Below are 25,063 nucleotides of genomic sequence, written 5' to 3' on the forward strand. Positions count from 1 at the left end.
GTCGATGGTAAGCGACGCCGCTTTCGCCGGTGAGGATGCAGGGCGCGACGTGCCGAGTTTCGCACTGAGCGCACGATCACACCTGTCACTCAGGCACCACACCGCGAAGCATGTTGCGAGGTGGGAAACGATGTCGCCGGTGATATCGCTTCGCGAGAGCGGTCGGCCCGGTACGTGTGTGGCACTCGCAAAGCTCACTGCCTCCGCGTGGATTCACCCGCTTGCAGCCGTGCATGCCGTCACAATGAGACCTACGGCTGAGGCCCTCGACAACCCAGGAGGCTGGCGGCGCAATGAAGAGCTCGGGACTCGGGTTCGGCGTGCTGGGGCCGCTACTGATGACCACCCACGGCGTCCGGTTGTCGCTGGGCGCGCCCAAGCAGCGAGCCGTGTTGGCGATGCTGGTGATCAACCGCAACCGTCCGGTGTCGGTCGATGCGTTGATCGACGCGGTGTGGGACGACGACCCGGTACCGGCTGCGCGGACCAGCATTCAATCCCACGTGTCCAACCTGCGGCGGCTGCTGCGCGACGCCGGCGTCGACCCGTACCAGGCGCTGGCTAGCGCACCGCCGGGCTACCAGCTCAGCATTGCCGACACCGAGTGCGACGTCGGGCGTTTCACCACCGAAAAGGCCGCCGGTATCCAGGCCGCCGCCGCTGGACGATTCGAGGACGCCAGCAGCCATCTGTCGGCGGCGCTGCGCGAGTGGCGCGGACCGGTCCTTGACGACTTACGCGACTTCGCCTTCGTGCAGGCATTCGGCACCGCACTGCTGGAAGAAAAGGTGGCGGCGCACACCGCGCGCGCCGACGCCGAGATCGCTTGCGGGCGCGCCGGCGCGGTGATTGCCGAGCTCGAGGCGCTTACCGCCGAGCATCCCTATCGCGAACCGCTGTGGGCGCAGCTCATCACCGCCTACTACATCACCGAGCGCCAGTCGGACGCGCTCGGTGCTTATCGCCGTCTCAAAACCGCTTTGGCCGACGGGCTCGGCATCGATCCGGGGCCCACCGTCACCGCCTTGCACGAGCGCATACTGCGCCAGCAGCCGTTGGCCGCAAAGCGGTTGATCTCGACCACCCGCCGGCTAGGTGCTTACCAGGACTCCGATGCCGGGGCCGAGTCCGCCGAAGCCTGGCTGCGCGACCGGGCCGGTCGGCGGTACCGGCTGAGCGGCGCGACCACCCGGATAGGGCGTCTCGACGATAACGACATCGTCATCGCCGACGACGAAGACGTCAGCCGCCATCACGCGGTAGTCATCGACACGGGAGCCGGCTTCGTGATTTACGATTCGCGCTCGACCAACGGCGTCGAGGTGGGGGGCCAGCGCATCCGGGGCAGCGCCAACCTCGCCGACGGCGACCGCATCCGCGTCGGTGGTAGCGAGTTCGTCGTCGAAATCAGTGAGGGCTCAGCCACTTAGCCGGCTGGCCAGCGTGGGCAGGCCGGGGCCGGTGAGGTCGTCGAGCGCCGCGGGGCGACCGGTCATCGCCATCAGCAGCGCCTCGCCGGGGCCGGATACCTCGGCGCCGCTGCCGTGTTCCCAGTCGACATCGGTGGCCCGCAGGTACAGTCCTCTGATCCGACGCCCGGCGCCCAGCCTGGGGTTGCCGGGCACCAGGCCGAGCACTCGGACCAGCCGCTCGGCGGGGATGGTCCGCGGCTCACCGAGCGCGCGGCGGATGTCTTGGTGGTGGACTGTGCCGTCGACGAGCGCGATCATCCCGCCGAAGCCCGCGGTGAGCCCGCGAGGGGTGAGATGGCTCCGGAGGAAGTCCAGCAACTCCTGCGGGCTGAGGGCGGAGAACTCGTCGACGCCAACCTCATTGGCGCGCAGTATTTTTCCCTTCGCGAATCGCTTGATCAGCCCAAGCTTGCCGAGTTCCTCGTAGCTGATCACATGCGCGACAACGTCTTTCACGCTCCACTTGGTACACAGGCTGGGCGCGTCCCACTGTGGTGGCGTCAGGGTGGCCAGGAACTCCGCGAGATCGGTTCGCTCGGCGTGGGCCATGTCCATCAGGGTGGTTGCGCCGTTTGTCGTCATGACCGCGCCGCCACGCTGAACAGCCGACCGTAGCGGTCCAGATACAGCGGCCAGCCCGCGTCCCCGTCGACGCCGTCGGCGACCGATTGCCAGCCCTTGCCGTGGCGGTCGAGATGGCGGTGTTCGAGTTCGACGCGGGTGCGTTGGCCGGACTCGGCGATGAAGCGCACCTCGACTTCGCTGGCTTTGGACGGATCGTCTTGCAGCTGCCAGGTCGGACCAATGTCCCAAGTGAACACCACGCGAGTGGGTGGCTCGTAGACCAGCACGCGCGCCCATCGGCACTCGCTCCCGTCGACGCCGCGGTCGTAGATGTGTCCGCCCACCCGTGGCTCGAAAATCGTTTCGGCGATGGGGACGGCGAGCAGGTTGTGCTCACGCGGTTTGAAGTCGCCGAACCGCTCGGTGAAGACGGCGAACGCGCGCTCGACCGGTGCGTTGACGACGATGCGGTGACGCAAGTCGGGCGTTCTTGGCTGTGTCATGCAGGATCTCCTCCGATCTCGTTGAGGCTTTGTGCGTATGTGGCCAGCGCTTGGGTCCAGAACCGGTCCAGGTCGGCGCGCAAGGCTTGCAGACCGGTCGGGTCGAGCTGGTAGACGCGACGCGTTCCGGCGGCGCGGTCGCGCACCAGGCCGGCGGACTTGAGCACCTTGAGGTGCTGCGAAACAGCCGGCCGGCTGACCGGCAGATCACGAGCCAGTTCGCCGACGGCAAGCGGGCCGTGGGCAAGCCGCTCCACAATCGACCGTCGCGTGCCGTCGGCTAAGGCCAGCCACGCAGCGCCCGTTTGGTAAGTGGCCACGAACCGTAAGTCTAGGCTTACGGATGCTCGTGCTCAAGTTTTAGTGCCCGCGGGGCCACTAGCCGTTGCATAGCCCGCAGTCATAGCGGCGAAGAAGACCCACCCCAACCGGAGGACACTGATGCCGAGGCGTTCCGCGCGGTTCCACGCGATGGTGGACGGCAAAATCACCGACCGGCTAACGAGCACCCCGAAGCATGGCAAGCACATCCAGTCAGCGCTAAGACCCGGCTTTGCACAAATTGGTGTGCGCCGGCAGCGTGGATCGTGAGCTGGTCGGCCTCATGGTCGGGCCCGGTGGTGCGGGCGAATTGCGCGCTGCCGCAACCGGTTTGAGCTGCCCACATCGTGCCAGTAGTGACGCGGCCTAGTTGGTTGCCGGTGGGGGTGGCTGGAATGGGTCGTACCACCACCAGTCGGCGCGCTCCCCGGTGGGTCCGGGGCACGGTGGGACCGCCGGCGGTGGGCCAGTGGGTGGGCGGGCCAGCGAGGCGGCGCTGAGCGTTCGTCCGTCGCTGTCGGTGACGATGAGATCGTCGGCGGGTCCGCTGATGGTGATCAGGCCGCGATGGTGCAGCCGATGATGATACGGGCACACCAAGATTAGGTTTTCCAGCTCGGTGGGCCCACCGTCTTCCCAATGCCGGATGTGGTGGGCGTGCAATCCCCGGGTGGCCCCACAGCCGGGAACCGCGCAGGTGGGATGACGGTGCTGCAGCGCGCGGCGCAGCCGCCGGTTGATCAGACGGGTAGTGCGCCCGGCGCGATGACTTGCCCGTCGCGCTCGAACCACGCCGACCGCGACGCACATGATGCGCTGGAGATCGCCGTGCAGACCGGCGGGTATTGGCGCCTGCCCGACGTCGTCGAGTGTCTGGGCCGCCTGGCAGCCGCCGCCGGCAACCACCAGCATGCAGCCCGCCTATTCGGGGCAGCTGAAGCGAACCGGCAGCGCACCGGAGAGGTCCGCTTCAAGATCTACCAAGCGGGCTACGACGCCGCCCTGACAACGATCCGAAATGCCCTGGAGGAGCAGGATTTTGACGCGGCGTGGGCCGAGGGAACTGCCCTGTCCACCGAAGAGGCGATCGCCTACGCGCAACGCGGCCGTGGTCAACGCAAGAGGCCTACTAGCGGATGGGAATCGCTCACCCCGACAGAGCGCGACGTCGTCCGGCTCGTCAGCGACGGACTGACCAACGCGGATGTCGCCACGCGCCTGTTCATCTCGCCGCGCACCGTGCAGACCCATCTCACGCACGTCTACGCAAAACTCGGGCTGGCGTCCCGTGTGCAGCTGGTGCAGGAAGCTGCCCGCCACGGTTAGTGGCGACCGCAAGCGCGGCGCAGCCGAGCCCCGCGAAAGTGCAGCTACCGACGGCCCAACTCGGGCGTTACGTTGCCAATCGCACTTTCGCGGACCACTCGGCGACGACCGCGCCACCGCTAGGTCTTTCGCAGCGGCGCGGGATTCCACAGTCCGCCGCGGGTCACCGTTCCCAGCTCGAGCTGCGCCGGCTGGGCGTTGGGATAGTACGGCGTCAGCTGCTGCAAGCTGCCCCAGTCCCGGACCCAGTCGTCTCTGAGGTAGGTGGCCACCGTCGTCGCCTTCACCAGCAGCTCGGTGATACCCAGCGGGCCGCCGCCGTTGTTGTCCATTACCGGCGAGTTGGCCTCGGCGCCGAACCGGTCCGGCAGGATGCGCCATTTCGGAGTCTCGGTGACGCCGTTTCGATGGCCGAACGGCCGCTGGCACGGGAATGCCAAACCCACCAGCCAGTCCAGGAATACCGGGTCATGCGAGCCCACGACGTCCTGCAGTGTGCGCAGCTGGGGAATCCGCGGCGGTGTCAGCGCGATCCAGTGCTGCGGCGCCAGGTCCGAGTCGTCGACGACCAGGCGGACCTGGGTGGCGTTGCCCGGAATCACCGATAGCGGCAGTCGCAGATTACGCCAGGCCGGTACGGCGCCGACGTCGCCGAATTGGAATGACCCGCCCGCGTGCCCGTTGGCGGCGCCGTCGTCGGTGGCCCATTGCAGCTGGATTTCGCGCGGGTCGAAGCGGCCGGCCGCCGAAATCACCAGTAACGGGCCGGCTTTGGTGCGCTGATCGTTGGTGGGCAATCGGTACCAGCCCGACCGCAGCATCGCGGGCACCTGGATACCCGCGCGCCAGCTGCCCAGCACCGGCGTGCGGGCTGGATCGAGGTGATACGGCAGCTGGGCGCGCGAGCCGTTGATGCCCGGCGCGGGGTTGGTGCCACCCTCTGTACCGGCCTCGCTGTTGGTGGTCTTGCTGTCTTCGTTGAAGAAACTGCGGTCGCCCGGGCGTTCCATCACCGGGTCGGCGGAGACGTCGGCGGGAATGCCGTTGGGCGTGAAGGCTTCCGACAGGCCGGCTCCGAGGGCGTCGGCAACCGGGCTGGAAACAGGCTGCAGCATACCGGCATTGGGATCCTGCTCCACCATCACGTCCTCGGCCAGGCCACAGGATTTCCCGGTGAGCGCCTGCAAATTGGAGCGGCCCACCGACCACGCCGGGTACTGGGTCGCCATCGCCGCGGTCAACGACACCACTTCGAAGATCACCAGGATCCACGTCGCAATTGCCAACGGAGACTGGACGATTACGGCCACGCGCGCCCCGTATCGGGTCTGCGGTGGCCCGTTATAGGTTGCGACGAAGTGGAACCACGCCGACAGCAACAGCACCACAACCGTTAGCCCCAATAGCACGGTGGCAAAGGCATAGTGCCAATCCGGGAACGAATTCGACCACGGCACACCGAAATTGGACACATACCACCAGCCGTTGACGCTGGCGAACGACAGCGCGACCAAGAACAGCACGGCGGCGGCGAACACGGTGCGATTGCGTCGGGAATGCATAGACTCGGCCGTCACCGCCACCGCGGCCAGCGCTCCCAGGCATCCGGCCAGCCCGGCGAACACCCCGAAGTGATGTGTCCATTTGGTCGGGGTGAACATCATCGCCAGGAACGAGATGATCGTGATGCCGACTATGCGGCGGCTCGGCCCGGTGGCGGTGCCCGGAATTCGGCCCTTGCGCAACGACATCGCGACCGAGATCGCCAGCGCCAACACCAACGCCAGCACCGCGAAACGTCGCGCGACCGAGCCGTCGGGACTGGCCATGAAAAGCCGTTCGTAGCGGATGTGTTCGTCGAACCAGCTGAGGCTGGGGCCGACGGCACGCTTGAGCATGCTGGCCTGCATCTCTCCCGCCAGGGTCTGGTCGCGGAAGATCAGGATGGCGGTGACGGTGACCGCGGCCAGGATGGGCGACACCAGCGGCAGCAGTCCGAATCGTTTGGACCTGCGGTGCAGGATGGTCCGCAACGGTCCGATGGCGACCAGCAGCGCACCGATCGACGCGATGCCCGTCGGCCCGGAGAACAGCGTCAGCGCGCCGATGATGCAGGCGACCGCCACCGGCAACAGCCGGCTCGTCGCCACCGCACGTTCGACCGAGCACCAGGTCAGCAGGATGCCCAGGGCGATGATCGGCTCAGGCCGCAGGCCGTTGTCGAGCGGCAGCCAGACCGCCAGGAACATGCCGGCCGCGGTCCACGCCGCCGCCCGGCTTCGCTTGACGGACTGACCCAGTCGGGGCATGACTTCGCGGCTGATCACCCACCAACAGGTCAGCGCCATCGCGAGGACCGGCAGCCGCATCCAGACGCTGGCGGTGCTGACGTGCGCCCACAGGGCGAGCAGGTCGTAGTACCAGCCGAACGGCGCCTCGGGGGTGCCGAACCAGCGGTAGTAGTTGGACATGTATCCGGCGTGCTCCGACACCCGCGCCATGGTCAGGATGTAGCCGTCGTCGGACGTGTTGGCGCCGACGAAATGCCACCACACCAGCACGCCGATCACCAGGGCGTCCAGGCCGCCGATCGACCACCAGCGGGCGGGCAGGAAGCGCCGGTGCCGGGTGCCATCGGCGGTGTCGAGGACGTGCAGCGCGACCAGCGCCGCGACGGTCATCAGCACGCCGAGGGCCATGGCGATCAGCTTCAGCATCGTGGGGCTGCTGCTGTAGCGGGTGTCGACGGTCGCCGAGAAGCTCAGACCGGGCGGCGTCGGGCCGGACAGGTCGGTGAATATGCCGACGATCTGGGGCCGGAAGTCGTAGCCGCTGCGTTCGCCGCGCAGCGGCGAGCCGGGCTTCTCGGCGTTGGGTCCCTGGGTCAGGCCGACGAACTCGGCGGTGACCCGGTCGGCGTGGGCGGTGAAGGTCAGACGCTGGCATGCCGGACTGAGCACCTGGCTCAGTGGCGCGGTGACCACCGCGACATTGCGTACCACCAGCACCAGCTCTTCGTTGGCGCGCTGGATGAGCAGACCGCGGTCGACGGCCTTCGGGGCTTGTTTGGGGACGGTCGACAACAGCACCGTCTTACCCGTGTTCTGCGGTCCGGCCAGTCCGGCGGCGGCCTGGCAGGGGACGCTGACGTTCAGTTCCGTGGCGACATAGCCGATCAGCGGCGCCTCGACGCTGTTGAAAGTGGCGTTCTGCGGCCAGTTCAGTTGAGCGGTGGTCTGGTTGACCGGCAGCACCGGGATGACGATCGCCAGCAGGGTGCCGAGCAGCCCGGCGACCACGGCAATGGAGCGAGCGATCCGGTGATTCACTCCCGTGTCGCTCACGGAGGTAGATCGTAGTTCTTCGACCGTTTCAGGTGAGGTCTCGGTGGCCATCAGCCGCCACCCGCGGGCTTGCGAATCGCCAGCACGAATGGGCCGATGCTTTCCACCGCGAACCGCGGGTCGGCGAACAGCGCGGCCGGCACCTCGACGATGTAGCGACGGACGTTGGGCTGGTTGGGATATACGTCCTCGGCCAGCCGCAGCGTATAGGTGTGGCCCGCGCCGCGGCGCATCAGGAATACGGTGGGCGGCGGCCACGGCAGCGTGTCCAGCGCGTGGATGAACTCGTCGGCGGTGTTGAGCTTGGCCCAGTGTTTGATCTGGACGGCGCGCTCGTCGAACTGCGCCAGCGGGTTGGCGTAGTGCGACGTCAGCCCCTGGAAGCCCCAGTACGGGTAGTAGGACAGGAAGCTGTAGTCGGCGGTCAGCACCACGGTCTGGTCGGGCGGTTTGCCGGTGACGCGCCGGATGGCGGCGTCAATCGCCGGGTAGTACTTCTCCGAGCTCGGCGGGCGCCGGTCGCCGCGCTGGCCGTAGCCGTCGGTGTCGGTATAGGCGATGGTGAGGTCGGGGCGCAGCACGTCGGGAATGTCCTGGCTGAAGGCGATTGCGCCGGCCAGCCCAATCGCGCCGGCCACCGGGAGGACCGCGCGGCTCCGGCGGCTTAGGGCTTGGACCGCTTCGACAAAGCCGAATACTCCGGCGGTGACCAGCAGCACCGTCAACGACGGCTGCAGCCGGAACGAGAGCAGCGTGGTGCGGGCCAGCGTGGTGAGCATCGACAACAACGACCACAGGTAGACGGCCAGCACCGCGATCGCCAGCGCACCCGCCCGCACCGACGAACGGGCGCACACCACCAACCACAGCGTGCCCAGCATGCAAATCGCGCCCAGCAGCGAGAACTGCAGCATCGGGAAGGTCAGCTCGGCGCCGTCGGCCGGCAGGTAGTGCTGTGCGCTTCCGGTGTCGCTGACTGGGCTGTGGGTTGCGCGCAACAAGAACGGCAGCCAGGTTGTGGACCCGATGGCCGCGGCGACGACGGCGGCGACGGCCACCCGCCGCAGCGGGTCCAGGGCGGCTTTCAGCCCGCCGCTTCGCCAGCGCGATACTGCCAGCACCAGCGCCATCAGCGCGATGGTGAACGCGGTGTAGCCGAACAGCAGCGTGTACCACGTGGCGGTAAAGCCCAGGAATAACCCTGCACCGATCACCGCCGCCCAGCCTTGCACGCGTTCGGCGGGTTGACGGGCGCCGGCGCGCAGGCCAGACCAGGTCAGCACCAGCACCGGCGGCAGCAGCACCGCGATCATCGCGGCATACGGCTCCGGCGAGCTGTAGGCCAGCGTCACCGCCGCGGTGGCGGTGGTCACGATCAGCGCGTATTCGAAGCGGATCATTCGCCACCACAGCACCAGCGCCACCGCGACCGCGATGGTGATCGAGGTGATCGCCCACGGCTTGAACATCTCCCAGGCCGGTGTTCCGGTGAGTGCCGCGACGCGTCCGCCGATCCAGAACCAGCCCGGCGGATAGAACGGCGGCAGCCCGCGATACGTCATGTCCTGCAGGGCGGCGCTGTCCGTGAGCCGGGTCAGGTATTCGGTGCGGAATTGCTGGTCGACGGAGATGCCGAACAGATACAACTTGGTGGCCCCCAAAGGCATGCCCAGGGTCACGACGGTGAACGCGGAGACGAACAGCAGCCCGCTCAGCTGCGCCGGCAACCGAAACCGGCCGCGCCGCCATACCCAGCCGGTCGCGATCAATCCGGCCAGGCAGCCGACCTGGCCGACGGTCGTCAGCGCGTGCAACTGGTTCGACGACGGGAACGCCGGCCATTGGACGCCGGAGATGGCGAACAGCGAGACCGTTGCGACCACGACGCCAACCAGGACCGCCAGGACCATCTGGCCGAGCACGGCCAGCACGTTGCGCATGGTCAGATTGGCAGCTTGCGGAAGATGCTCCGCGGGATGTGTCGCAACACCATCATCACGTACCGGAATGCTGCTGGCGCCCAAACCAGTTCCTTACCTTTTGCCGACGCGGTCACCGCGAGGTTGGCGACGTATTCCTTGTCGACGGTCAGCGGAGCTTCCTTGATGTGCGCGCTCATCCGGGTCCGCACCTGGCCCGGCCGGATCACCAGCACGCGGACCCCATACTCGCGCAACGCTTCTGACAAGCCCAGGTAGAACCCGTCCAAACCAGCCTTGGTGGAGCCGTAGACGAAGTTGGACCGTCGCACCCGCTCACCGGCCACCGTACTCATCGCGATGATCTGGCCGAAACCCTGGGCGCGCATCTTCTCGCCCAGCAGCACGCCGACCGAAACTGCTGCGGTGTAGTTGATTTCGGCGATCTGTACCGCCTTGCGCTGGTTCTGCCAGAGCTCTTCGGCATCTCCGAGCAACCCGAACGCGACGATGGCCACGTCGACATCGCCATTTGCCCAGGCTTGTTCGATCGTCTTGGGATGGCTGTCGGTGTCGGTGGCTTCGAAGTCGATCAGCTCGACCGACCGCGCGCCGGCGGCCTTCATCTGCGCGACGGCGGCGTCTCGGCCGGGGTCGTCGGGCATGGCGGCCAACACGATTCGCGCGGGAGCGTTTTGCAGGTAGCGCTCACAGATGGCCAGGCCGATCTCCGAGGTGCCGCCAAGCAGCAGCACGGTTTGCGGGTTTCCCACTGCGTCGAGGACCATCTACAGCAGCTCCAAGCGTCGGGCCATGTCGGAGGCGAACACCCGCAGCGGATCGACCTTGCGGCGCACCGCAATCCATTCGTCGATCCGCGGATACATGGCGTGAAAGGTTTCGGCGGTGGTGCGTGAGTCCTTCGCGGTGTAGAGCCGTCCGCCGAATTCCAGTACGCGGCGGTCGAGTTCGCTGACGAACTCGCCCAGCCCGGCCTTGATCGGGAAGTCGACGCAAATGTTCCAGCCCGGGATCGGGAAGCTCAGCGGCGCCTGGTTGCCCGGACCGAACAACTTGAACACGTTCAAAAATGAGTAGTGGCCGCTGGCCTGGATGTCGCGGATGATCCTCTTGAACTCGTCGACGGCCTCGGTGGGAATCACGAACTGGTACTGCAGGAAACCCGCCCGCCCGTAGGCGCGGTTCCATTCGCCGAACATGTCCAGCGGATGGTAGAACTGCGTCAGGTTCTGGATCTTGCCGCGATAGGTGCCGGATTTGCGGTACCACAGCTCACCGATCGGCCCGAACGTGTATTTGTTGGCCAGTCCGTTGGGGAACACGTCCGGCAACGTAAGTAGTTGCGGCGCATCGAATTTCAACGGATTGCGGCGCAGCTTCTCCGGCAGCTGGTCGAGCGTGGCCATCGACCCGCGCGACACCGCTGCGCGGCCCAGTTTCGGCGGAGCGCTGATCGCGTCGAACCAGGCGCTGGAATACGTGTAGTTGGCTTCGCTGCCGTCGCTGTGCAGTCCGATGGTCTCGTCGAGGTCGGCGGTGACATCTCCGTCGGCGATGAAATACGCCGTCTCCGTCGGCGTCATCTCGATGGTCGCGCGCAGGATGATGCCGGTCAGGCCGTTGCCGCCGACAGTGGCCCAGAACAGTTCGGATTCTGGGCCATCGGGAGTGAGGCGACGGATCTCGCCGTCGGCGGTCAGCAGGTCCATGCTGCGGACGTGGTTGCCGAAGCTGCCCGCACTGTGATGGTTCTTGCCGTGGATGTCACAGGCGATCGCGCCGCCGATGGTGACCTGACGGGTTCCCGGCAACACCGGTACCCACAGACCCAACGGCAGTGCCACTTTCATGAGCTGATCGAGGTTGACCCCGGCGTCGACGTCGGCCAGCTTGGTGTCGGCGCTGATCGAATGGATCGCGTTCAGCGCGGTCATGTCGATCACCAGCCCGCCGCCGTTTTGCGCATTGTCACCGTAGGACCGGCCCAGCCCGCGGGCTATGACCCCGCGGGCCCCCCGGGCGCCGGCCAGCTGAGCCACAGCTTTGGCGATGACCTCCGGGTCGGGGGTGCGGAGCACGTCTGCCACCGATGGTGCCGTGCGGCCCCACCCGGTCAGGCGGGCCGGCCTGGTGGCAGTCGTGATTACCTCGGGCTTGCTGAACATCGTCAAAGAGGGTACCGCTTGCCGGGCCGGGTCAGCGGATCCGGAAGATTACGGCTCGCTGCACGATGAAGTTGATCACCGTGGCGGTGCCCTGGGCGATCACGAACGCGACGGGTATCGCCCAGCCCCGATAGTGCAGCAGCGCCAGGCACAGATGGTTGAGCCCGACCTGCACCGCGAAGGTGATGCCGTAGAGCACCATGACCGCGACAAAGCGTGCGGTGCTCGGAGACGCCTGGAACGTCCATCGGCGGTTGATCAGGTACGCCGTGATGGTCCCGGCGAACCAGCTGAGCGCCTTCGACGGGTCGTACGGCAGACCCGCCACTTTGAGAAGTGTGACGTAGAGACCGAAGTCGACCACCGCCGACATGGCACCGGTGACGACGAAACGCCACACCTGCGTGGTCAGGCTCAGCTGTTGGCGCGACGGTGCAGCCTCGGGTATCGGGGCAACCATTGGGGGGAGTCTAACGGGCACCGCAGGCTCAACCCGGCGGCGCTCAGGTGGGCAGTTTGAGCGCGATCAATTCGACCTGGTTTGGGCCCTGCGGAGTCGAGTAGGTCACCGTGTCTCCCGGTTTACATCCGGCCAGCGCCTGCCCCAACGGACTGCCCGCCGTCAGAGTCTCACCTTCGCGGCCGGCCGGCGTCTCCTCGACAATCGAGATCACGTGCATGGTGACGACTTCGCCGTCGGCGAACCGCAACGTCACCTCGGTCCCCCCGGGTAGCGCTTCGGATGCGTCCGAGTGTTCTGGCGGTCCGGCTCGCAAGCGCCGGTCGAGCTCGTTGATCCGGTCAGCCAGCACCACCAGCTCGTCGGCGCGCTGGATCGCCTCGGCCGCGTCACCGTGGTCGCCGATCATGCCACGGTCGTTCTTGACCTCGGTTTCCAGGCGATCGTGGCGCTGTCGCAGCCGAGCCAACTCCGCGGCGAGGTGATCGCGCGCCGAGCCGGCCAGCCCCGATGATTGGACCTTCTTACTCACGTCGGCCGACCTTTCGCGCCAGATTGACGTATTGCCTGTGGATACCCGTTTGCCCCCGCTCAGCTGTCGGAAATCCAACTCGTGGCGCTTCAGTGTGACACCACTGGGCGTGGCCGTCGTCGATTTCCGGCAAGCGTCGCACTTTTGCTTTACGCACTCTCAGACCGAGAGTTTTGTTACCTCGCTGGGCGGTGTGTCGTCCTCGTCGTCGTACTCGACCACGTCGCCGCGGAGCGCGTCGAAGATGGCCTTTCCTTGCGAGACGAGGCCGGTGGCCAGCTGGCTGAGCCCCTCGGCGCCGTTGAGCACGGTCAGATTTGCGCCGGCGAGCCCGTCAGCGGCCTTGCCTACGATGTCGGGCAACTGGTCGATGAGCATCCTGTCCAGCGCCACCCGGTTGTGCGACGCCGCCGCTTCAGCCTGGATCTTCATCTTCTCCGCGTCGGCGACAGCCAGGATCCGGACCCGCTCAGCCTCGGCCTCGGCGGGCTTGACGACTTCGGCGACCAGCTCCTGCTGGCGCAGTTCGGCGGCACGTTCGGCCAACTCAGTGCGCATCTGCAGCACTTCACGCTGGGCCTGAGCTTCCGCCAGCGGACCGGCCTGGGCGGCCTGCGCCTGAGCCTTGTCGACCTCGGCCTTGTACTGCGCCTTGACGATAGCGGTCTCACGGGCGAATTCGGCCTGCTTTCGCTGCGACTCCTGTTCGGCTTCGGCGGCCTTCTGGTTCGCTTGCGCCTGAGCGATCTGCGCCTGCTGCTGGATGGCGGCGTTGTGCGGCGCCGCCATCGCGTTGATGTACCCGATACCGCCATCGTCGATGGACTGGATCTGCAGTGCATCGACACTCAGGCCGATCCTGGCCATTTCCTCCTTTGAGCCGTCGAGCACCTCGGTGGCCAGCTTCTGGCGTTCCCGGATGATTTGTTCGACGGTCATCGAACCGATGATGGAGCGCAGGTGCCCGGCGAAGATCCGGCCGGTGAGGACCGACATCTGGTCTTGTTCGGACAGGAATCGTTGTGCCGCGGCGACGATGCTTTCGTTGTCGCTGCCGACCTTGAAGGCGATTACCGCCCGGACGTTCAGCGTGATGCCCTGCTGTGTGACGCACTTGTCGGCAACCTCGGCTTCACACATTGACAACGTGAGGAACCGTACCTTGCGGAAGAACGGGATAACAAAGGCGCCGTGGCCGGTTACCACGCGGAAGGGCGCGTTGCCTTTGGCCCGGCCGCCGGAAATCAGCATCGCCTCGTCCGGAGCGGGCACTTTATAACCGAGCATGAGGGAACTCCTTGGGTGTTGTTGTGTTTCAGGGGATTTGCTTGGTCAGTGGCTCCATCAATGGCTCCAAGGTTCGACAACCACCGTCCTCGCGCCCCGAGCCTCAACTACCAGCACCCGCGTGCCTTTCGGTAGTGGTTCGTCGGACCACGCAAGGTATGTTTCCCGGGACCCCTGCACAGTGAGCATGACCTCGCCGGCGCCGCTTTCGCCGCGAGTGGCTACGACCAGGGGTCCGACACAGCCGATTACCTCGCTCACGAATCGCATGATCCTCCAAAGGGGCGGTCCGGTGTCGCGGTTCGGTGTCTTTGTTAGGCGGAATCTGCCCGGCTTGTTCAATTCGGGATCGTTGCCGCCCGTGCGGTCAGGGTTACGCCGTGACTGTGGCTCTCGCGCGCCTTTATCTGTGAAACCCAGACGCGGCCTTGCGTTGCCCGCACGACGATGCTCTCGGCGGTGTCGAACACCCAGGCCGCAGAGCGCTCCATGCCGGTGTTGTCCATGATCCGCAGATCGATCACACCCCGGTCGGCCAGCAGTTCGAAAAGATCGCGTTCGGGATCGTCCGCGGCGATCAGGGTGGTGTGGTCGAACTGCTTTCGCAGCGCCACGCGGACCTCCTCGAGGGCATCGGGGCCCAGCACCAAGCCGGTGCCGGGTTCGGTTTGCGCGCAAGCGAACTCGATTTCGAAGGTCCGCTCATAGCCGTGCAGAAAGAAACGCTTTCCTTGGTTGGTCCAGGAGCGATGGCAGCAGGGCAGGCTGTCGAACTGCTTGCGCAGATGGAATCGCGCCGTGCGGCCCAGCGGCGCATCGTCTCGGTGCATCGTCGCAATTTGCACGACGTCGGCGAGGGCGGTCTTACTCATCGGTTTTCTTCCTGTGTCGATGTCTGCTCTCGACTTGTCAGCGTGAGGAATTCGCGTCGAGCACGCGCGTTCTCGAAGAACGATCCGTAGTAGGCGGTGGTCAGCGTCTGGGTGCCGACGGCCGACACGCGGCTGGGGGGCATGCAGATGTGGACTGCCTCCACCAGGACGCCTACCCCTCTAGGCGCCAACTGGTGGTGCAGCCACAGGCCGATCCGGCTCGTCATCCGCTGCTGGATCTGAATACCGCGGGCACATGCCTCGACGATGCGGGCCAACTCGGACGTCCCTAACTGCGTTTCGTCCGGAACATAGCCGACGTGCACGACGCCGTAGAACGGAAGCAGATGCTGCTCGCATAACGAGTGGAACGGAATCGGACGGGTGAGCACGATTTCTGAATCGGTGTCTGCGGCAGGCAGTGAGCCACCGGCGAGCATCGACAGGTCAGCATGACGAAGCATGTAGATCCTCTCGGAATCGTTTGTGGAGACGCATGTGATCGAGCGTGTTCATGCGTCGGCTCAGCATCCGCGCGAGGCCTTGAAGGATTCTTGGCGGATTCTCAAAGGATTCTTGGAGCCGAACAAGCACCGGCGGCGTTCGCTGTGAATCTAGGGCGGGCATCGGTGGGCGGATTTTCGCCCAGGATTCACAGGCAAAGCCCGGCCGGCCCTGCAAGTGCTATCGCCGGTGCTACTACTTTGCAGGCCACACCATGCCTCGCTTTTCTGGTACTCAAGGGGGCAGATGTGACGATCCCGCCGACGGTTCGCGGCGTTATCGCGCAGCTCGCTACACCCAGTACGGCACCCGCGCACGGTATTGCCGCATCGCTACGGCCGCCAATACCCACCCGACGACGGTCAGCACCACGACCACCGCCCAGTGCCGCAACTCTTGGTGGGCGCCCAGCAGCGGCGCCCGAACGATATCGAGGTAGTGCAGCAGCGGGTTGAGCTCGACGATGCTCGACCAGCGTCCGGCCCCCTGCTGGCGCAGCGTGTCGTCGTTCCAGATGATCGGCGTCATGAAAAACAGCAACTGCACGACGGAGAACAGCAACGGGCCGATGTCGCGGTAACGGGTCGCCAGAATGCCGAAGCACAGTGACACCCAGACGGCGTTGAGGAAGATCAACGCCAGCGCCGGAACCACCGACAAGTCGGCCCATGACCACGGTTTGGGGAACACAATCGCGATGACCAGATAGATGACGATGTTGTGCGCGAACAGGATCATCTGCCGCCACACCAGCCGGTACACGTGCACGGACAGCGGTGTGGGCAATTGCTTGATCAATCCCTCGTTGGCGACGAAGACTTCGGCGCCCTCGAGAATCGCGGCGTTGATCAGGTTCCAGATGATCAACCCAAGGGTGACGTAAGGCAGGTGTACAGCCAGTTCCAGGTGAAACAGCTTGGAATACAAACCGCCCATCGCCACCGCTGTGGTACCTGTGGCAATGGTGATCCAGAACGGCCCCAGCACCGAGCGGCGGTAGCGCTGCTTGATGTCCTGCCAGCCGAGGTGCAGCCAAAGTTCGTGGCGGCGGAAACCCTCGACCAAGTCGGTTCGGGCCCGCGCGAACGTCTTGGACTGGGCAGCCGCGTCAATGAACGTCATGCCGAACCTCCAGGCCGTGCAAACTTCTCGCGACGTCCCAAGCGGTGCAACCGAATCCATTCCAGCAGGCCCTTGGCGTCACGGCGGGTCACTACGAAGAACCAGCCAAACCGCACCCATTCCTGAAACAGCAGCTTACGCAGACCCGGCTGCGACATCAGGTAGCCGCGATTGCGGTAGGTGAAGAAGCGCTTGGTCGGGTTGTCGGGGTATTGGGTATGCATCCGGCCGCCCAGGATCGGCTTGAACTCGTCGGATCCGCAGGGGTGCAGGTAAACCGCGTCCAGGCAGGTGCCGAACGGGAGGCCGGACCGCACCAGCCGGCGATGCATCTCCACCTCGTCGCCGCGGATGAACAGCCGGATGTCTGGGACGCCGATCGATTCCAGGGTGGACGCGCGGAACAGGGCGCCGTTGAACAGCGACGCGATCCCGCGCAGCAGATCCTGGCCGGGCTCGGTGCGCAATTCGCTTGCGCGCCTGCGCCATACCAGGCCGCGACGCAACGGAAACGCCAGCCGCTCCGGATCGTCCATGTTGCACACCATCGGCGACACCTCGGCCAACCCGTACTTCTCGGCGGAGGCCAGCAGGGTCGCCAGCACTCGGGCGTCCTGGGGGCGCCCGTCGTCGTCTGCCAGCCACACCCAGTCGGCGCCCTGGGCCAGCGCGTGCAGCATCCCGAGCGCGAAACCGCCTGCTCCGCCCAGGTTTCGGTGCGATCCCAGATAAGTGGTGGAAATTGGTTGGCGCGCAACCAGATCACGCACCTCGTCAGACGCGTCATTGTCGACCACGATCAAATGGTCGGGCAGCCGGGTCTGGCTGGTCACCACATCGAGTGACTTCGCCAGCTCGTCGGGGCGCCGATGGGTGACCACCACGGCGAAGACGGCGTCACTCATCCCCGGAAGCTTTTTGTACCAGCGGCTTTTCAGCGTCGGACTGGGTCTCCGCCAGTACTTCGCGCACGTGCCGGGCTGCGTCCTCGCCCTCGTAGGCGCGCACCACGTCCTCGATGCCGCCGGTGAGCTTGATGACGCCGTGGTCGATCCACATCGCCGTCTTGCACAGCCGCGCCAGGAACTCGTTGGAATGGCTGGCGAATACCAGGATTCCGGACCGTTCCACCAGTCGCTGCAGCCGGGACTGGGCTTTCTTCAAGAAGTCGGCGTCCACGGCGCCGATGCCTTCGTCGAGCAACAGGATCTCCGGATCGATGCTGGTGACCACCCCCATCGCCAGGCGCACCCGCATCCCGGTGGAGTAGGTGCGCAGCGGCATCGACAGGTATTCGCCGAGCTCGGTGAACTCCGCGATCTCGTCGACCTTGGCCAGCATCTGCTTTCGGGTCTGGCCCAAGAACAAACCCCGGATGATGATGTTTTCGAAGCCGGAGATTTCCGGGTCCATGCCGACGCCCAGGTCGAACACCGGAGCCACCCGGCCGAGGACCGTTGCGGAGCCGCGGGTCGGTTCGTAGATGCCCGAAAGTAGCCGCAGCAGAGTCGATTTGCCGGCCCCATTGTGTCCCACCAGGCCAACCCGGTCGCCCAGATTCAGCGACATGGTGATGTCCCGCAATGCCTCGATGACGACGACGTTGGAGTTGTTGCGCCCGATCGTGCCGCCCGCCTTGCCGAGCACGGCCTTCTTCAAGGAACGCGACTTGGCATCGAAGATGGGAAACTCCACCCACGCACTGCGGGTTTCGATGTACGGGCCAGGAGACACGGGGTTGATGCTCTTGAAATGTCAGAGGTATTGGCCGGTGCCGTGACCGCCGGGATGGCCCGGCTTACCGATACCCGGTGGCAGCGCGCCCTGGCGCATCTGCTCGAGTTGCGCGCGGGCTGCCATCTGCTGGGCGAACAACGCGGTCTGGATGCCGTGGAACAGCCCCTCCAGCCAGCCGACCAGCTGGGCCTGGGCGATGCGCAATTCGGCATCCGAGGGGGCGCTGTTTTCGTTGAACGGCAAGGTGAGGCGGTCGAGCTCCTCGCGCAGTTCCGGCGCCAGCCCGTCCTCGAGTTCCCGGATGCTGGTGGCGTGGATTTCCCGCAGCCGGTTGCGGCTGGCCTCGTCGAGCGGCGCGGCGCGAACTTCCTCGAGCAATTGCTTGATCATCGTGCCGATACGCATCACCTTGGCCGGCTGCTCGACCAGGTCGGTCAGCGAGCGTTCGTCGTTGTCGTCGTCGGCTGAACCGCGGGCCGCCATGATCCGCGGGTCGACACCGCCGATGATCTCGATGCCGTTGTCATCTGGGCCGTCGTCACCAGTTCTCAATCCACTCACCGTCCTCTTGCAAGCCGTTCAGGGGTGTTTCGCTGCGGTATACCCGCGCCATTCCCAGATCTGGGCCCCACCGTTGTCGTAGAGCTTCGCCCACGACTCCGATTTCTCCAGAGACCTTATCCCTTCGGGCTCGGCGAACCCGCGAACCGTCGGCTCGCTGGTCAGGATGTAGCGGATATTGAGCGCGTGCACCGCCTCGACCACTTTCGGATTGCTGGTGCCCTCGCGGGCGTGGACCCAGAAGATGTAGCGGTAGTAGCCCGGGCCCGTCTGCTGCGGGAAGTCGTAGTGGGTCCATAGCGGGTGCAGGTCGGCGACCGCATACATCCAGGCCGTGCCGTCGACGTTGGAGTTGCCGATGATGGTGTCGCGGGCCCCGGGCAGCGTCGCAAGGTAAGCCATGGCGTCGAGGTCTTGGTGGTTGATCATCACCGAGTCGTACTTGTCGCCGAACAAGAAGCGGTGCCGCGGGAAGTAGTGCCACGCACTTACCAGGATGGCCACAATCAGCAGCACGGCTGTGGAGGCGGCCCAGGCCGGTGCGGGCACCGGTCTGAAACGGTCGGTCAGTCGTCTCCCCAACGCCGCGAACACCTTGACGGCTGCGAATAAGCCTAGACCCGCTCCGGCCGTCAACAGCAGGGTCGTCGCCGCCGCGATGCGCCGCGGGTCTTTGTAGAAGAACTCGCCGATGCCGCCGGCCATAACGCCGATCGGCCCACCCAGGGGTGTGCCCGCATCGACGTTCACGACGATCAGCAACAGGTAGACCGCCAGCGGCCACCACACCTTCTTGAGCAGCAGCACCAGCGCACCGACGATGGCCAGCGCGATCATCGCGTATTGCACCGGAAAGTCGTTCAGATGGCGCGAGTGCTGGAAGACGGCGTCGAAGAGTCCGCGCCGCTTGCTCAAATACGTCGGGAACGAATGTCCGGCGATGACGTCTTCTTGCTGGGTGACGCTGATGAACTGGGGCAACAGGATCAACCCGGCTACCACCCCGACGCCGGCAAGCGTCAGAACGTCGGCGATGCGGCCCCGGACGGGATGCCATAGCTCTTCGAAGAGCCAGCGCGCACCCAGCAACAGCATGACGACCGCCCCGCCGGTGATGTGGACCGAAAAGATCCCCACCAAGGCCAGCACGGCCAGCGGGATGCGGTCGCGGTGCCGCAACGTCGAGGTGATCAGCACCATCGTCGGAACCGCGATCCCGTAGGCGGCCAGATTCGGCATCGCGGCGACGCCGAACTCGACATAGGGCACCGCGGTGAACGATGCCGACAGCCCGGCCGCGGTAGCCGCGGCCGCGGCAGCGCGGAGTTCGCTGGTGCGCGGCCGCAGCACATGCCAAGTCAGGATGGCGGCGCTGACCGGGAACAGCCAGACCGCTGCGGCTACCGAATTGAGGGTGTAACCGGTCGTGGGTGCGGCCCCGGTCAGCTGACAGAACACCGCGGTCAATGCGTGGAAGACCGCCGGGTAGTAGAGCGCGCGGTGCGTTTCGACGTTGCGGAGCTCGCCCATGTGGGTCGAGGACGCCTGACCGGTGTCGAGAATCCAGCGCACGGTGTTGGCATGCCAGACCGCGTCCCAGGTGCTCGGAATGGACTGCCAGTGCACCAGACCGCGACAGGCCGCAAAGGCGATCAGCAGAACGCCCAGCAGCACACCCGCGGCCACGATGAGCGCCGGCCGGCCGCCCACCGCACGGGCCTCGGCGTCCCGGTCGCGGTAGCGGGCAAGCCACACCTGCAAACCCGTCACCAGTACGCACACCGCGACCAGTGCGGCCAGCGCAGTCCACCCGTTCCAGGGGATTCCCACCGCACCGTAGGGAATGATGGCCAGCGCGACCACCCCGTAGGTGAGGGCCGGAGCAACTGCGATGGCGGTCGGCCAAGTTAGCTGTGCGATGCGGGCGACGATGGCTCCGGGGGCGATTAGCAAGAACAGCGCGATCAGCGTTCCGAAGGCAAGCCCCACTCGACTAGTATGGCTGGCCGGGTGACCTGGCTCGCGAGGCCTCTTCGTACAGCCGACCGGCTGGACCGGATTGCGCCGTCTAGGACGCCCGCTACCGTCACAATTTCGCGGGATTGCGGAAGCTCTAAGGTGGCTGTCATGGCATACGACGTCGCCCGGGTGCGTGGGTTGCATCCGTCGCTGGGTGACGGATGGGTGCACCTGGACGCGCCGGCCGGGATGCTGATTCCCGACTCGGTTGCGACCACCGTCTCGACGGCGTTTCGCCGGTCCGGCGCCAGCATGGTTGGTGCGCACCCGTCGGCGCAGCGCAGTGCGGCGGTGCTGGATGCGGCACGCACGGCCGTCGCCGACCTCTTCAACGCCGACCCGGCGGGTGTCGTATTGGGTGCCGATCGCGCGATCCTGCTCGCGTCGCTGGCCGAAGCGTCATCGTCGCGGGCCGGCCTCGGATACGAGTTGATTGTCAGCCGCCTGGACCATGAGGCAAACATCGCGCCGTGGCTGCGCGCGGCCCATCGCTACGGGGCCAAGGTGCAATGGGCCGAGATCGACATCGAGACCGGTGATCTGCCGACGTGGCAGTGGGAGAGCCTGATCGGCAAGTCGACCCGGCTGGTGGCCGTCACGTCCGCGTCGGGAACATTGGGCACGGTCACCGACCTGCGCGTCATGACCAAGCTGATCCACGACGTCGGCGGGCTGGCGGTGGTCGACCATTCCGCCGCCGCGCCTTATCGGTTGCTGGACGTCAGGGAGAGCGACGTCGACGTGGTGGCGGTGAACGCCAACGCGTGGGGCGGTCCACCGATCGGGGCGTTGGTCTTTCGCGATCCGGCTCTGGTGGACTCGTTCAGCTCGCTCGCGACCGATCCGCATGCCACCGGCCCGGCGCGCCTGGAAGTCGGCGGGCACCAGTTCGGTCTGTTAGCCGGCGTTGTCGCCAGCATCGAATATCTGGCCGCGCTCGACGAGACCGCTCGCGGCAGCAGACGCGAACGCCTTGCGGTGTCAATGCAATCTGCGGCTTCTTACCTGAACCGGATCTTCGACTATCTGATGGTGTCGTTGCGGTCGTTGCCGTTGGTGATGCTGATCGGCCGGCCCGAGACCCGCATACCGGTGATCAGCTTCGCTCTGCACGGAGTGCCGGCCGAGCGGGTGGTCCAGCGTCTGGCGGACAACGGAATCCTCGCGATCACCGACGAGCATTCCCGCGCGCTGGATGTGCTGGGGGTCAACGACGTCGGCGGCGCGGTGACCGTCGGACTGGCGCACTACTCGACGATGGCCGAGGTCGACCAGCTGGTCCGCGCGCTGGCCTCGCTCGGTTAGCACGGCGAGCAGACGCAAAAGCACCCAATTTCGTGCCGAAATAGGTGCTTTTGCGTCTGTTCGTCGGGAGTGCCGCGCTGGAACGCTTTGATCTCGCCGCGACTGGTGTCGCCGGTGGTCACCGCGGTGATGGTCATGCCGTGGCCCGTCGCGTCGTTCTTGAAGGTGACGTGGCCACCGCCATCAGACTCCGCTGTCCAGCCGTAGCCGTGGTAGGGCTGTCCAGCGTTGAGGACAAACCAACCAGGACCGCCGGGGCTGTTGGGACTGCCGATGTTCGCGTCGCGCCAGGTGAGGGTGCCGTTGGTGTCCACCAGAGCTTGGTCCATATGCATCGGTTCTCGGCATTGCGCGCACGGCGTCACTGGGGCCTGCGGCCAATTACCTTGACAGACAACGTTTTCCGTAGCGACCATGCATCCGGCAATGCCTGGCAGCTTCACATACGGTGTCGAGGCTTGGACCGGTGGGGTGGTAAGAGTCGACGAAGGTGTGGGCTGCACGGGCGCGGACTGTGCGGCCGGCTCCGAAGACGGTGCAGCAGTTGAGGTTTGGGATCCGCTGGGTCGGCGCAGCAGAAGCGTCGTCAGGACTGCGACGCTGACGACGGCCAGGATGACGACGACCACCGCCGCGATCCACCATCCCGGACGTCCCGTCGCAGCCGTGCGCCCGGCAGGCTCAGGCGCGGACGTCGCCACGCGACGAGTGGACGTCAACGTCGACGCGACGGGCGGTGGCGCAGCCGGTGCGGGCCGTGTGGCGGCAATCCGCGAAAGCGGGATCGGCGAGGAGCCGCCGGACAACGCGTGGCGGGCCGCGTCGGCCAGCTCATGCCCGCTCTGATAGCGCTGCTCTGGACTTTTGGCCATACCCTGCGCGATGACCTCATCCAATCCTGCGGGCAGGTCGGGCCGGCGCTCAGTAGGTCGAGGCGGATCCAACGTCAGATGGGCGGCGATCTGCTGCTCAAGGCTGTCACCGGGAAACGGCTGCTGCGCCGTCAGGCATTCGTGCAACACACACGCCAACGCATACACATCCGAACGGGCATCGGCCACACCGGCGCTGAAACGCTCCGGCGCCATGTAGGCCAGCGTGCCGACCATCATCCCGGTGCTGGTCAGCTTGGTGGCCGCGCCGTCGTGGGCGATGCCGAAGTCGATCAGGTACACGAAATCGCGAGCGGCCACCAGTGCGTTGGACGGCTTGACATCACGATGCACCAACCCCACCGCGTGCGCGGCATCCAGCGCCGCACCCAGCTGTTCGATCACATGCACAGTCCGCTGCGGGCTCATCGCGCCCTCGCGCTGCAACAGCTCGTGCACATCGATGCCGTTGACAATCGGCATCACCAGATACAGCTGCCCGTCAATCTCGCCGGTGTCATAGATCGGAATGATGTGCGGCTCGTTGAGCCGGGCCGCCGTGTGCGCCTCACGCTTGAAGCGCGCCCGATAACCCGGTTCGGCACCCAACTCGGGGGGCAGCACCTTGACCGCGACGTCACGGCCGATCATCGTGTCGTGGGCCCGATACACCCGGCCCATGCCGCCCGCACCGATCAGTGACAACAACCGGTAACGGCCAAACGCCACCTCGTCCATCGGCAGGCCTTCCTCACCTAACCTCGCGAGCGTAGGCCAGAAATGGGCAGCGAGCAGACAGTTTCTGCGTCGTCAGATGGTGAGCACAATCTTTCCGGACACCTTCCCGGAGACCAGCAATTGATGTGCCTCGGCGGCCTGCTGGATGGGCATGCGCTCGCCGATAATCGGCCGGACTTTGCCCTCGGCAATCATCGGCCACACCGACGATGTCACCGCCGCGACGACCTCACTCTTGCTGTTCGGCCCGGACACCGGCCGGGCGCGCAGCGTCGTGCCGATCACCCGGGCCCGTTTGACGAGCAGCTTGCCGAGGTTGAGCTCGCCCTTTACCCCGCCCTGCATACCGATGACGATCAGCTGCCCGTCGGTGGCCAGTGCGTCGATATTGCGGTCCAGATACGCCGCGCCCATGATGTCGAGGATCACGTCGGCCCCGTCGGTCTCTTCTCTGAGCCGAGCTACGAAATCCTCGTAGCGATAGTTGATGGTGATCTGGGCGCCGAGGTCGCGGCAGAATTCCAGCTTCTCCGACGATCCGGCCGTGACGGCAACGCGAGCGCCCAACGCTCGAGCCACCTGGATTCCGTGGCTTCCGACGCCGCTGGCTCCACCGTGCAGCAGGACGACCTGCCCGTCGCTGAGGTGAGCGGTGAGGACCAGGTTCGACCACACCGTGCAGGCCACTTCGGGCAACCCGGCGGCGTCGGCCACATCGACACCGGAGGGAATCGGCATCAGCTGGCTGGCCGGAACGGCCGCGTACTCCGCGTACCCGCCACCAGCCAGCAAGGCGCAAACCTCTTGTCCGACAGTCCATCCGGGCACATCGGACGCCACGTCGGCGACGACGCCGGAGACCTCCATGCCGATGGTCTCGCTGGCTCCTGGCGGTGGCGGGTATTTTCCGGACGCCTGCAGCACGTCGGCGCGGTTGACGCCGGCCGCTGCGACCTTGACCAGTACTTCGCCGGGGCCGGCGGATACGTCGGGTACTTCTTGCCACGTCAGTTGCTCGGGGGATTCAGCCACGATGGCGCGCATGGTGGCCACGCTACCGGCGTGCCGGCGGAGAAAGTCATTGCCAAGCAGTCGAGACTGCGCCCAGGGCTACTCCACGGCGGCTGAACAAGCGCTCACCGCAGTCTCGGCGCCATGGCCGCAGACTCGATGCAATGGCGCTTGTGGCAGCTGTGATAGGTGCGACGCAGTTCGTGTAGAGCTTCAACCAGCGGCCGCTACCCTTATCGACGGTGGCGTGGCAGAGCGGCCTAATGCACTCGCCTTGAAAGCGAGAGACGGCTAAAACCGTCCGGGGGTTCAAATCCCTCCGCCACCGCCGCTGTGATGAGTCGCGTCATGGGTTACATATGAGTCGCGTCATGGGTTACAGGTTGCCCCGGCCAGCGGCCGGGGTTT

The 25,063-nt window shown here is 66.0% G+C and carries 21 protein-coding genes, 1 tRNA gene and 2 pseudogenes; 4 read left to right on the forward strand and 20 right to left on the reverse strand.

Annotated features, from left to right (window positions below; translation table 11 throughout):
* Nucleotides 1-293 precede the first annotated feature (293 nt).
* Complete coding sequence (locus A9W99_RS20055; protein WP_067382182.1) at nucleotides 294-1,430, forward strand: BTAD domain-containing putative transcriptional regulator; 1,137 nt, start codon at nucleotides 294-296, stop codon at nucleotides 1,428-1,430.
* Here A9W99_RS20055 and A9W99_RS20060 read toward each other — a convergent pair.
* The 4 genes and pseudogenes from A9W99_RS20060 to A9W99_RS20075 all read right to left on the reverse strand — a co-directional run.
* Entirely contained in the window at nucleotides 1,419-2,054 is a 636-nt protein-coding gene (locus tag A9W99_RS20060) for a maleylpyruvate isomerase family mycothiol-dependent enzyme (RefSeq protein WP_067382185.1), read from the reverse strand. The genes A9W99_RS20055 and A9W99_RS20060 overlap by 12 nt on opposite strands.
* Nucleotides 2,051-2,539: an SRPBCC family protein gene (locus tag A9W99_RS20065; protein WP_067382189.1), complete on the reverse strand. Its 489-nt coding sequence runs from the start codon at nucleotides 2,537-2,539 to the stop codon at nucleotides 2,051-2,053. Before A9W99_RS20065 ends, A9W99_RS20060 begins: the two co-directional genes overlap by 4 nt.
* Nucleotides 2,536-2,859 carry a helix-turn-helix transcriptional regulator gene (locus A9W99_RS20070; protein WP_067382192.1) on the reverse strand — a complete coding sequence of 108 codons (324 nt, stop codon included), beginning with the start codon at nucleotides 2,857-2,859 and terminating at the stop codon, nucleotides 2,536-2,538. Before A9W99_RS20070 ends, A9W99_RS20065 begins: the two co-directional genes overlap by 4 nt.
* 367 nt (nucleotides 2,860-3,226) lie before the next feature.
* Nucleotides 3,227-3,666: pseudogene (locus A9W99_RS20075) on the reverse strand (HNH endonuclease); the annotation flags it as partial.
* Here A9W99_RS20075 and A9W99_RS20080 point away from each other — a divergent pair.
* Nucleotides 3,647-4,186, forward strand: a pseudogene (locus A9W99_RS20080) (response regulator transcription factor); the annotation flags it as partial. The pseudogenes A9W99_RS20075 and A9W99_RS20080 overlap by 20 nt on opposite strands.
* A gap of 119 nt (nucleotides 4,187-4,305) precedes the next feature.
* Here A9W99_RS20080 and A9W99_RS20085 read toward each other — a convergent pair.
* From A9W99_RS20085 to A9W99_RS20150, 14 genes are all read right to left on the reverse strand, one after another.
* On the reverse strand, nucleotides 4,306-7,581 hold the full coding sequence (locus tag A9W99_RS20085; protein WP_067382199.1) for an arabinosyltransferase domain-containing protein: 3,276 nt from the start codon (nucleotides 7,579-7,581) through the stop codon (nucleotides 4,306-4,308).
* Complete coding sequence (locus tag A9W99_RS20090) at nucleotides 7,581-9,470, reverse strand: galactan 5-O-arabinofuranosyltransferase (protein WP_067382202.1); 1,890 nt, start codon at nucleotides 9,468-9,470, stop codon at nucleotides 7,581-7,583. The genes A9W99_RS20085 and A9W99_RS20090 overlap by 1 nt, the downstream gene beginning before the upstream one ends.
* Before the next feature lie 2 nt (nucleotides 9,471-9,472).
* Nucleotides 9,473-10,237, reverse strand: a complete 765-nt coding sequence (locus A9W99_RS20095; RefSeq protein ID WP_067382205.1) for a decaprenylphospho-beta-D-erythro-pentofuranosid-2-ulose 2-reductase — start codon at nucleotides 10,235-10,237, stop codon at nucleotides 9,473-9,475.
* The gene (locus A9W99_RS20100; RefSeq protein WP_067382209.1) at nucleotides 10,238-11,635 is read right to left on the reverse strand and encodes an FAD-binding oxidoreductase; all 1,398 of its coding nucleotides are present in this window, start codon (nucleotides 11,633-11,635) and stop codon (nucleotides 10,238-10,240) included.
* 31 nt (nucleotides 11,636-11,666) lie between these two features.
* Nucleotides 11,667-12,095 (reverse strand): GtrA family protein, encoded by a 429-nt coding sequence (locus A9W99_RS20105; RefSeq protein ID WP_067382212.1) that lies wholly within the window; start codon nucleotides 12,093-12,095, stop codon nucleotides 11,667-11,669.
* Nucleotides 12,096-12,138: 43 nt separating this feature from the next.
* A complete protein-coding gene (locus tag A9W99_RS20110; RefSeq protein ID WP_067382215.1) occupies nucleotides 12,139-12,627 on the reverse strand; it encodes a GreA/GreB family elongation factor in 489 nt (162 codons plus the stop codon).
* 159 nt (nucleotides 12,628-12,786) lie between these two features.
* Entirely contained in the window at nucleotides 12,787-13,914 is a 1,128-nt protein-coding gene (locus A9W99_RS20115; protein ID WP_067382217.1) for a flotillin family protein, read from the reverse strand.
* 338 nt (nucleotides 13,915-14,252) lie between these two features.
* Entirely contained in the window at nucleotides 14,253-14,786 is a 534-nt protein-coding gene (locus A9W99_RS20120; protein WP_082930119.1) for a 6-carboxytetrahydropterin synthase, read from the reverse strand.
* Nucleotides 14,783-15,250 carry a GTP cyclohydrolase I gene (locus A9W99_RS20125; protein WP_082930120.1) on the reverse strand — a complete coding sequence of 156 codons (468 nt, stop codon included), beginning with the start codon at nucleotides 15,248-15,250 and terminating at the stop codon, nucleotides 14,783-14,785. The genes A9W99_RS20120 and A9W99_RS20125 overlap by 4 nt, the downstream gene beginning before the upstream one ends.
* Before the next feature lie 331 nt (nucleotides 15,251-15,581).
* Nucleotides 15,582-16,412, reverse strand: a complete 831-nt coding sequence (locus A9W99_RS20130; protein WP_067382223.1) for an ABC transporter permease — start codon at nucleotides 16,410-16,412, stop codon at nucleotides 15,582-15,584.
* Entirely contained in the window at nucleotides 16,409-17,317 is a 909-nt protein-coding gene (locus A9W99_RS20135; RefSeq protein WP_067382231.1) for a glycosyltransferase, read from the reverse strand. The genes A9W99_RS20130 and A9W99_RS20135 overlap by 4 nt, the downstream gene beginning before the upstream one ends.
* Entirely contained in the window at nucleotides 17,310-18,146 is an 837-nt protein-coding gene (locus tag A9W99_RS20140; protein WP_067382233.1) for an ABC transporter ATP-binding protein, read from the reverse strand. Before A9W99_RS20140 ends, A9W99_RS20135 begins: the two co-directional genes overlap by 8 nt.
* Nucleotides 18,147-18,167: 21 nt before the next feature.
* A complete protein-coding gene (locus A9W99_RS20145) occupies nucleotides 18,168-18,632 on the reverse strand; it encodes a bacterial proteasome activator family protein (RefSeq protein ID WP_067382257.1) in 465 nt (154 codons plus the stop codon).
* A gap of 96 nt (nucleotides 18,633-18,728) precedes the next feature.
* The gene (locus A9W99_RS20150) at nucleotides 18,729-20,699 is read right to left on the reverse strand and encodes a DUF6541 family protein (RefSeq protein WP_067382235.1); all 1,971 of its coding nucleotides are present in this window, start codon (nucleotides 20,697-20,699) and stop codon (nucleotides 18,729-18,731) included.
* Nucleotides 20,700-20,837: 138 nt separating this feature from the next.
* Here A9W99_RS20150 and A9W99_RS20155 point away from each other — a divergent pair, with 138 nt between their 5' ends.
* Entirely contained in the window at nucleotides 20,838-22,034 is a 1,197-nt protein-coding gene (locus A9W99_RS20155) for a cysteine desulfurase-like protein (protein ID WP_067382237.1), read from the forward strand.
* On the opposite strand, the gene A9W99_RS20160 is transcribed toward A9W99_RS20155, so the two are convergent.
* Both A9W99_RS20160 and A9W99_RS20165 read right to left on the reverse strand, forming a co-directional pair.
* Nucleotides 22,031-23,644 carry a serine/threonine-protein kinase gene (locus A9W99_RS20160; RefSeq protein WP_067382240.1) on the reverse strand — a complete coding sequence of 538 codons (1,614 nt, stop codon included), beginning with the start codon at nucleotides 23,642-23,644 and terminating at the stop codon, nucleotides 22,031-22,033. The two genes, A9W99_RS20155 and A9W99_RS20160, sit on opposite strands and share 4 nt — an antisense overlap.
* A 72-nt stretch (nucleotides 23,645-23,716) precedes the next feature.
* On the reverse strand, nucleotides 23,717-24,688 hold the full coding sequence (locus A9W99_RS20165) for an NAD(P)H-quinone oxidoreductase (protein ID WP_067382258.1): 972 nt from the start codon (nucleotides 24,686-24,688) through the stop codon (nucleotides 23,717-23,719).
* Nucleotides 24,689-24,896: 208 nt separating this feature from the next.
* Between A9W99_RS20165 and A9W99_RS20170 the strand changes: the two genes are divergently transcribed.
* Nucleotides 24,897-24,983: transfer RNA gene (locus tag A9W99_RS20170), tRNA-Ser, on the forward strand.
* The last annotated feature ends 80 nt before the right edge of the window (nucleotides 24,984-25,063 follow it).

Origin of the sequence: Mycobacterium sp. 1164966.3, assembly GCF_001665395.1 — a bacterium.
In the GTDB taxonomy this organism is placed as follows: Bacteria; Actinomycetota; Actinomycetes; order Mycobacteriales; family Mycobacteriaceae; genus Mycobacterium.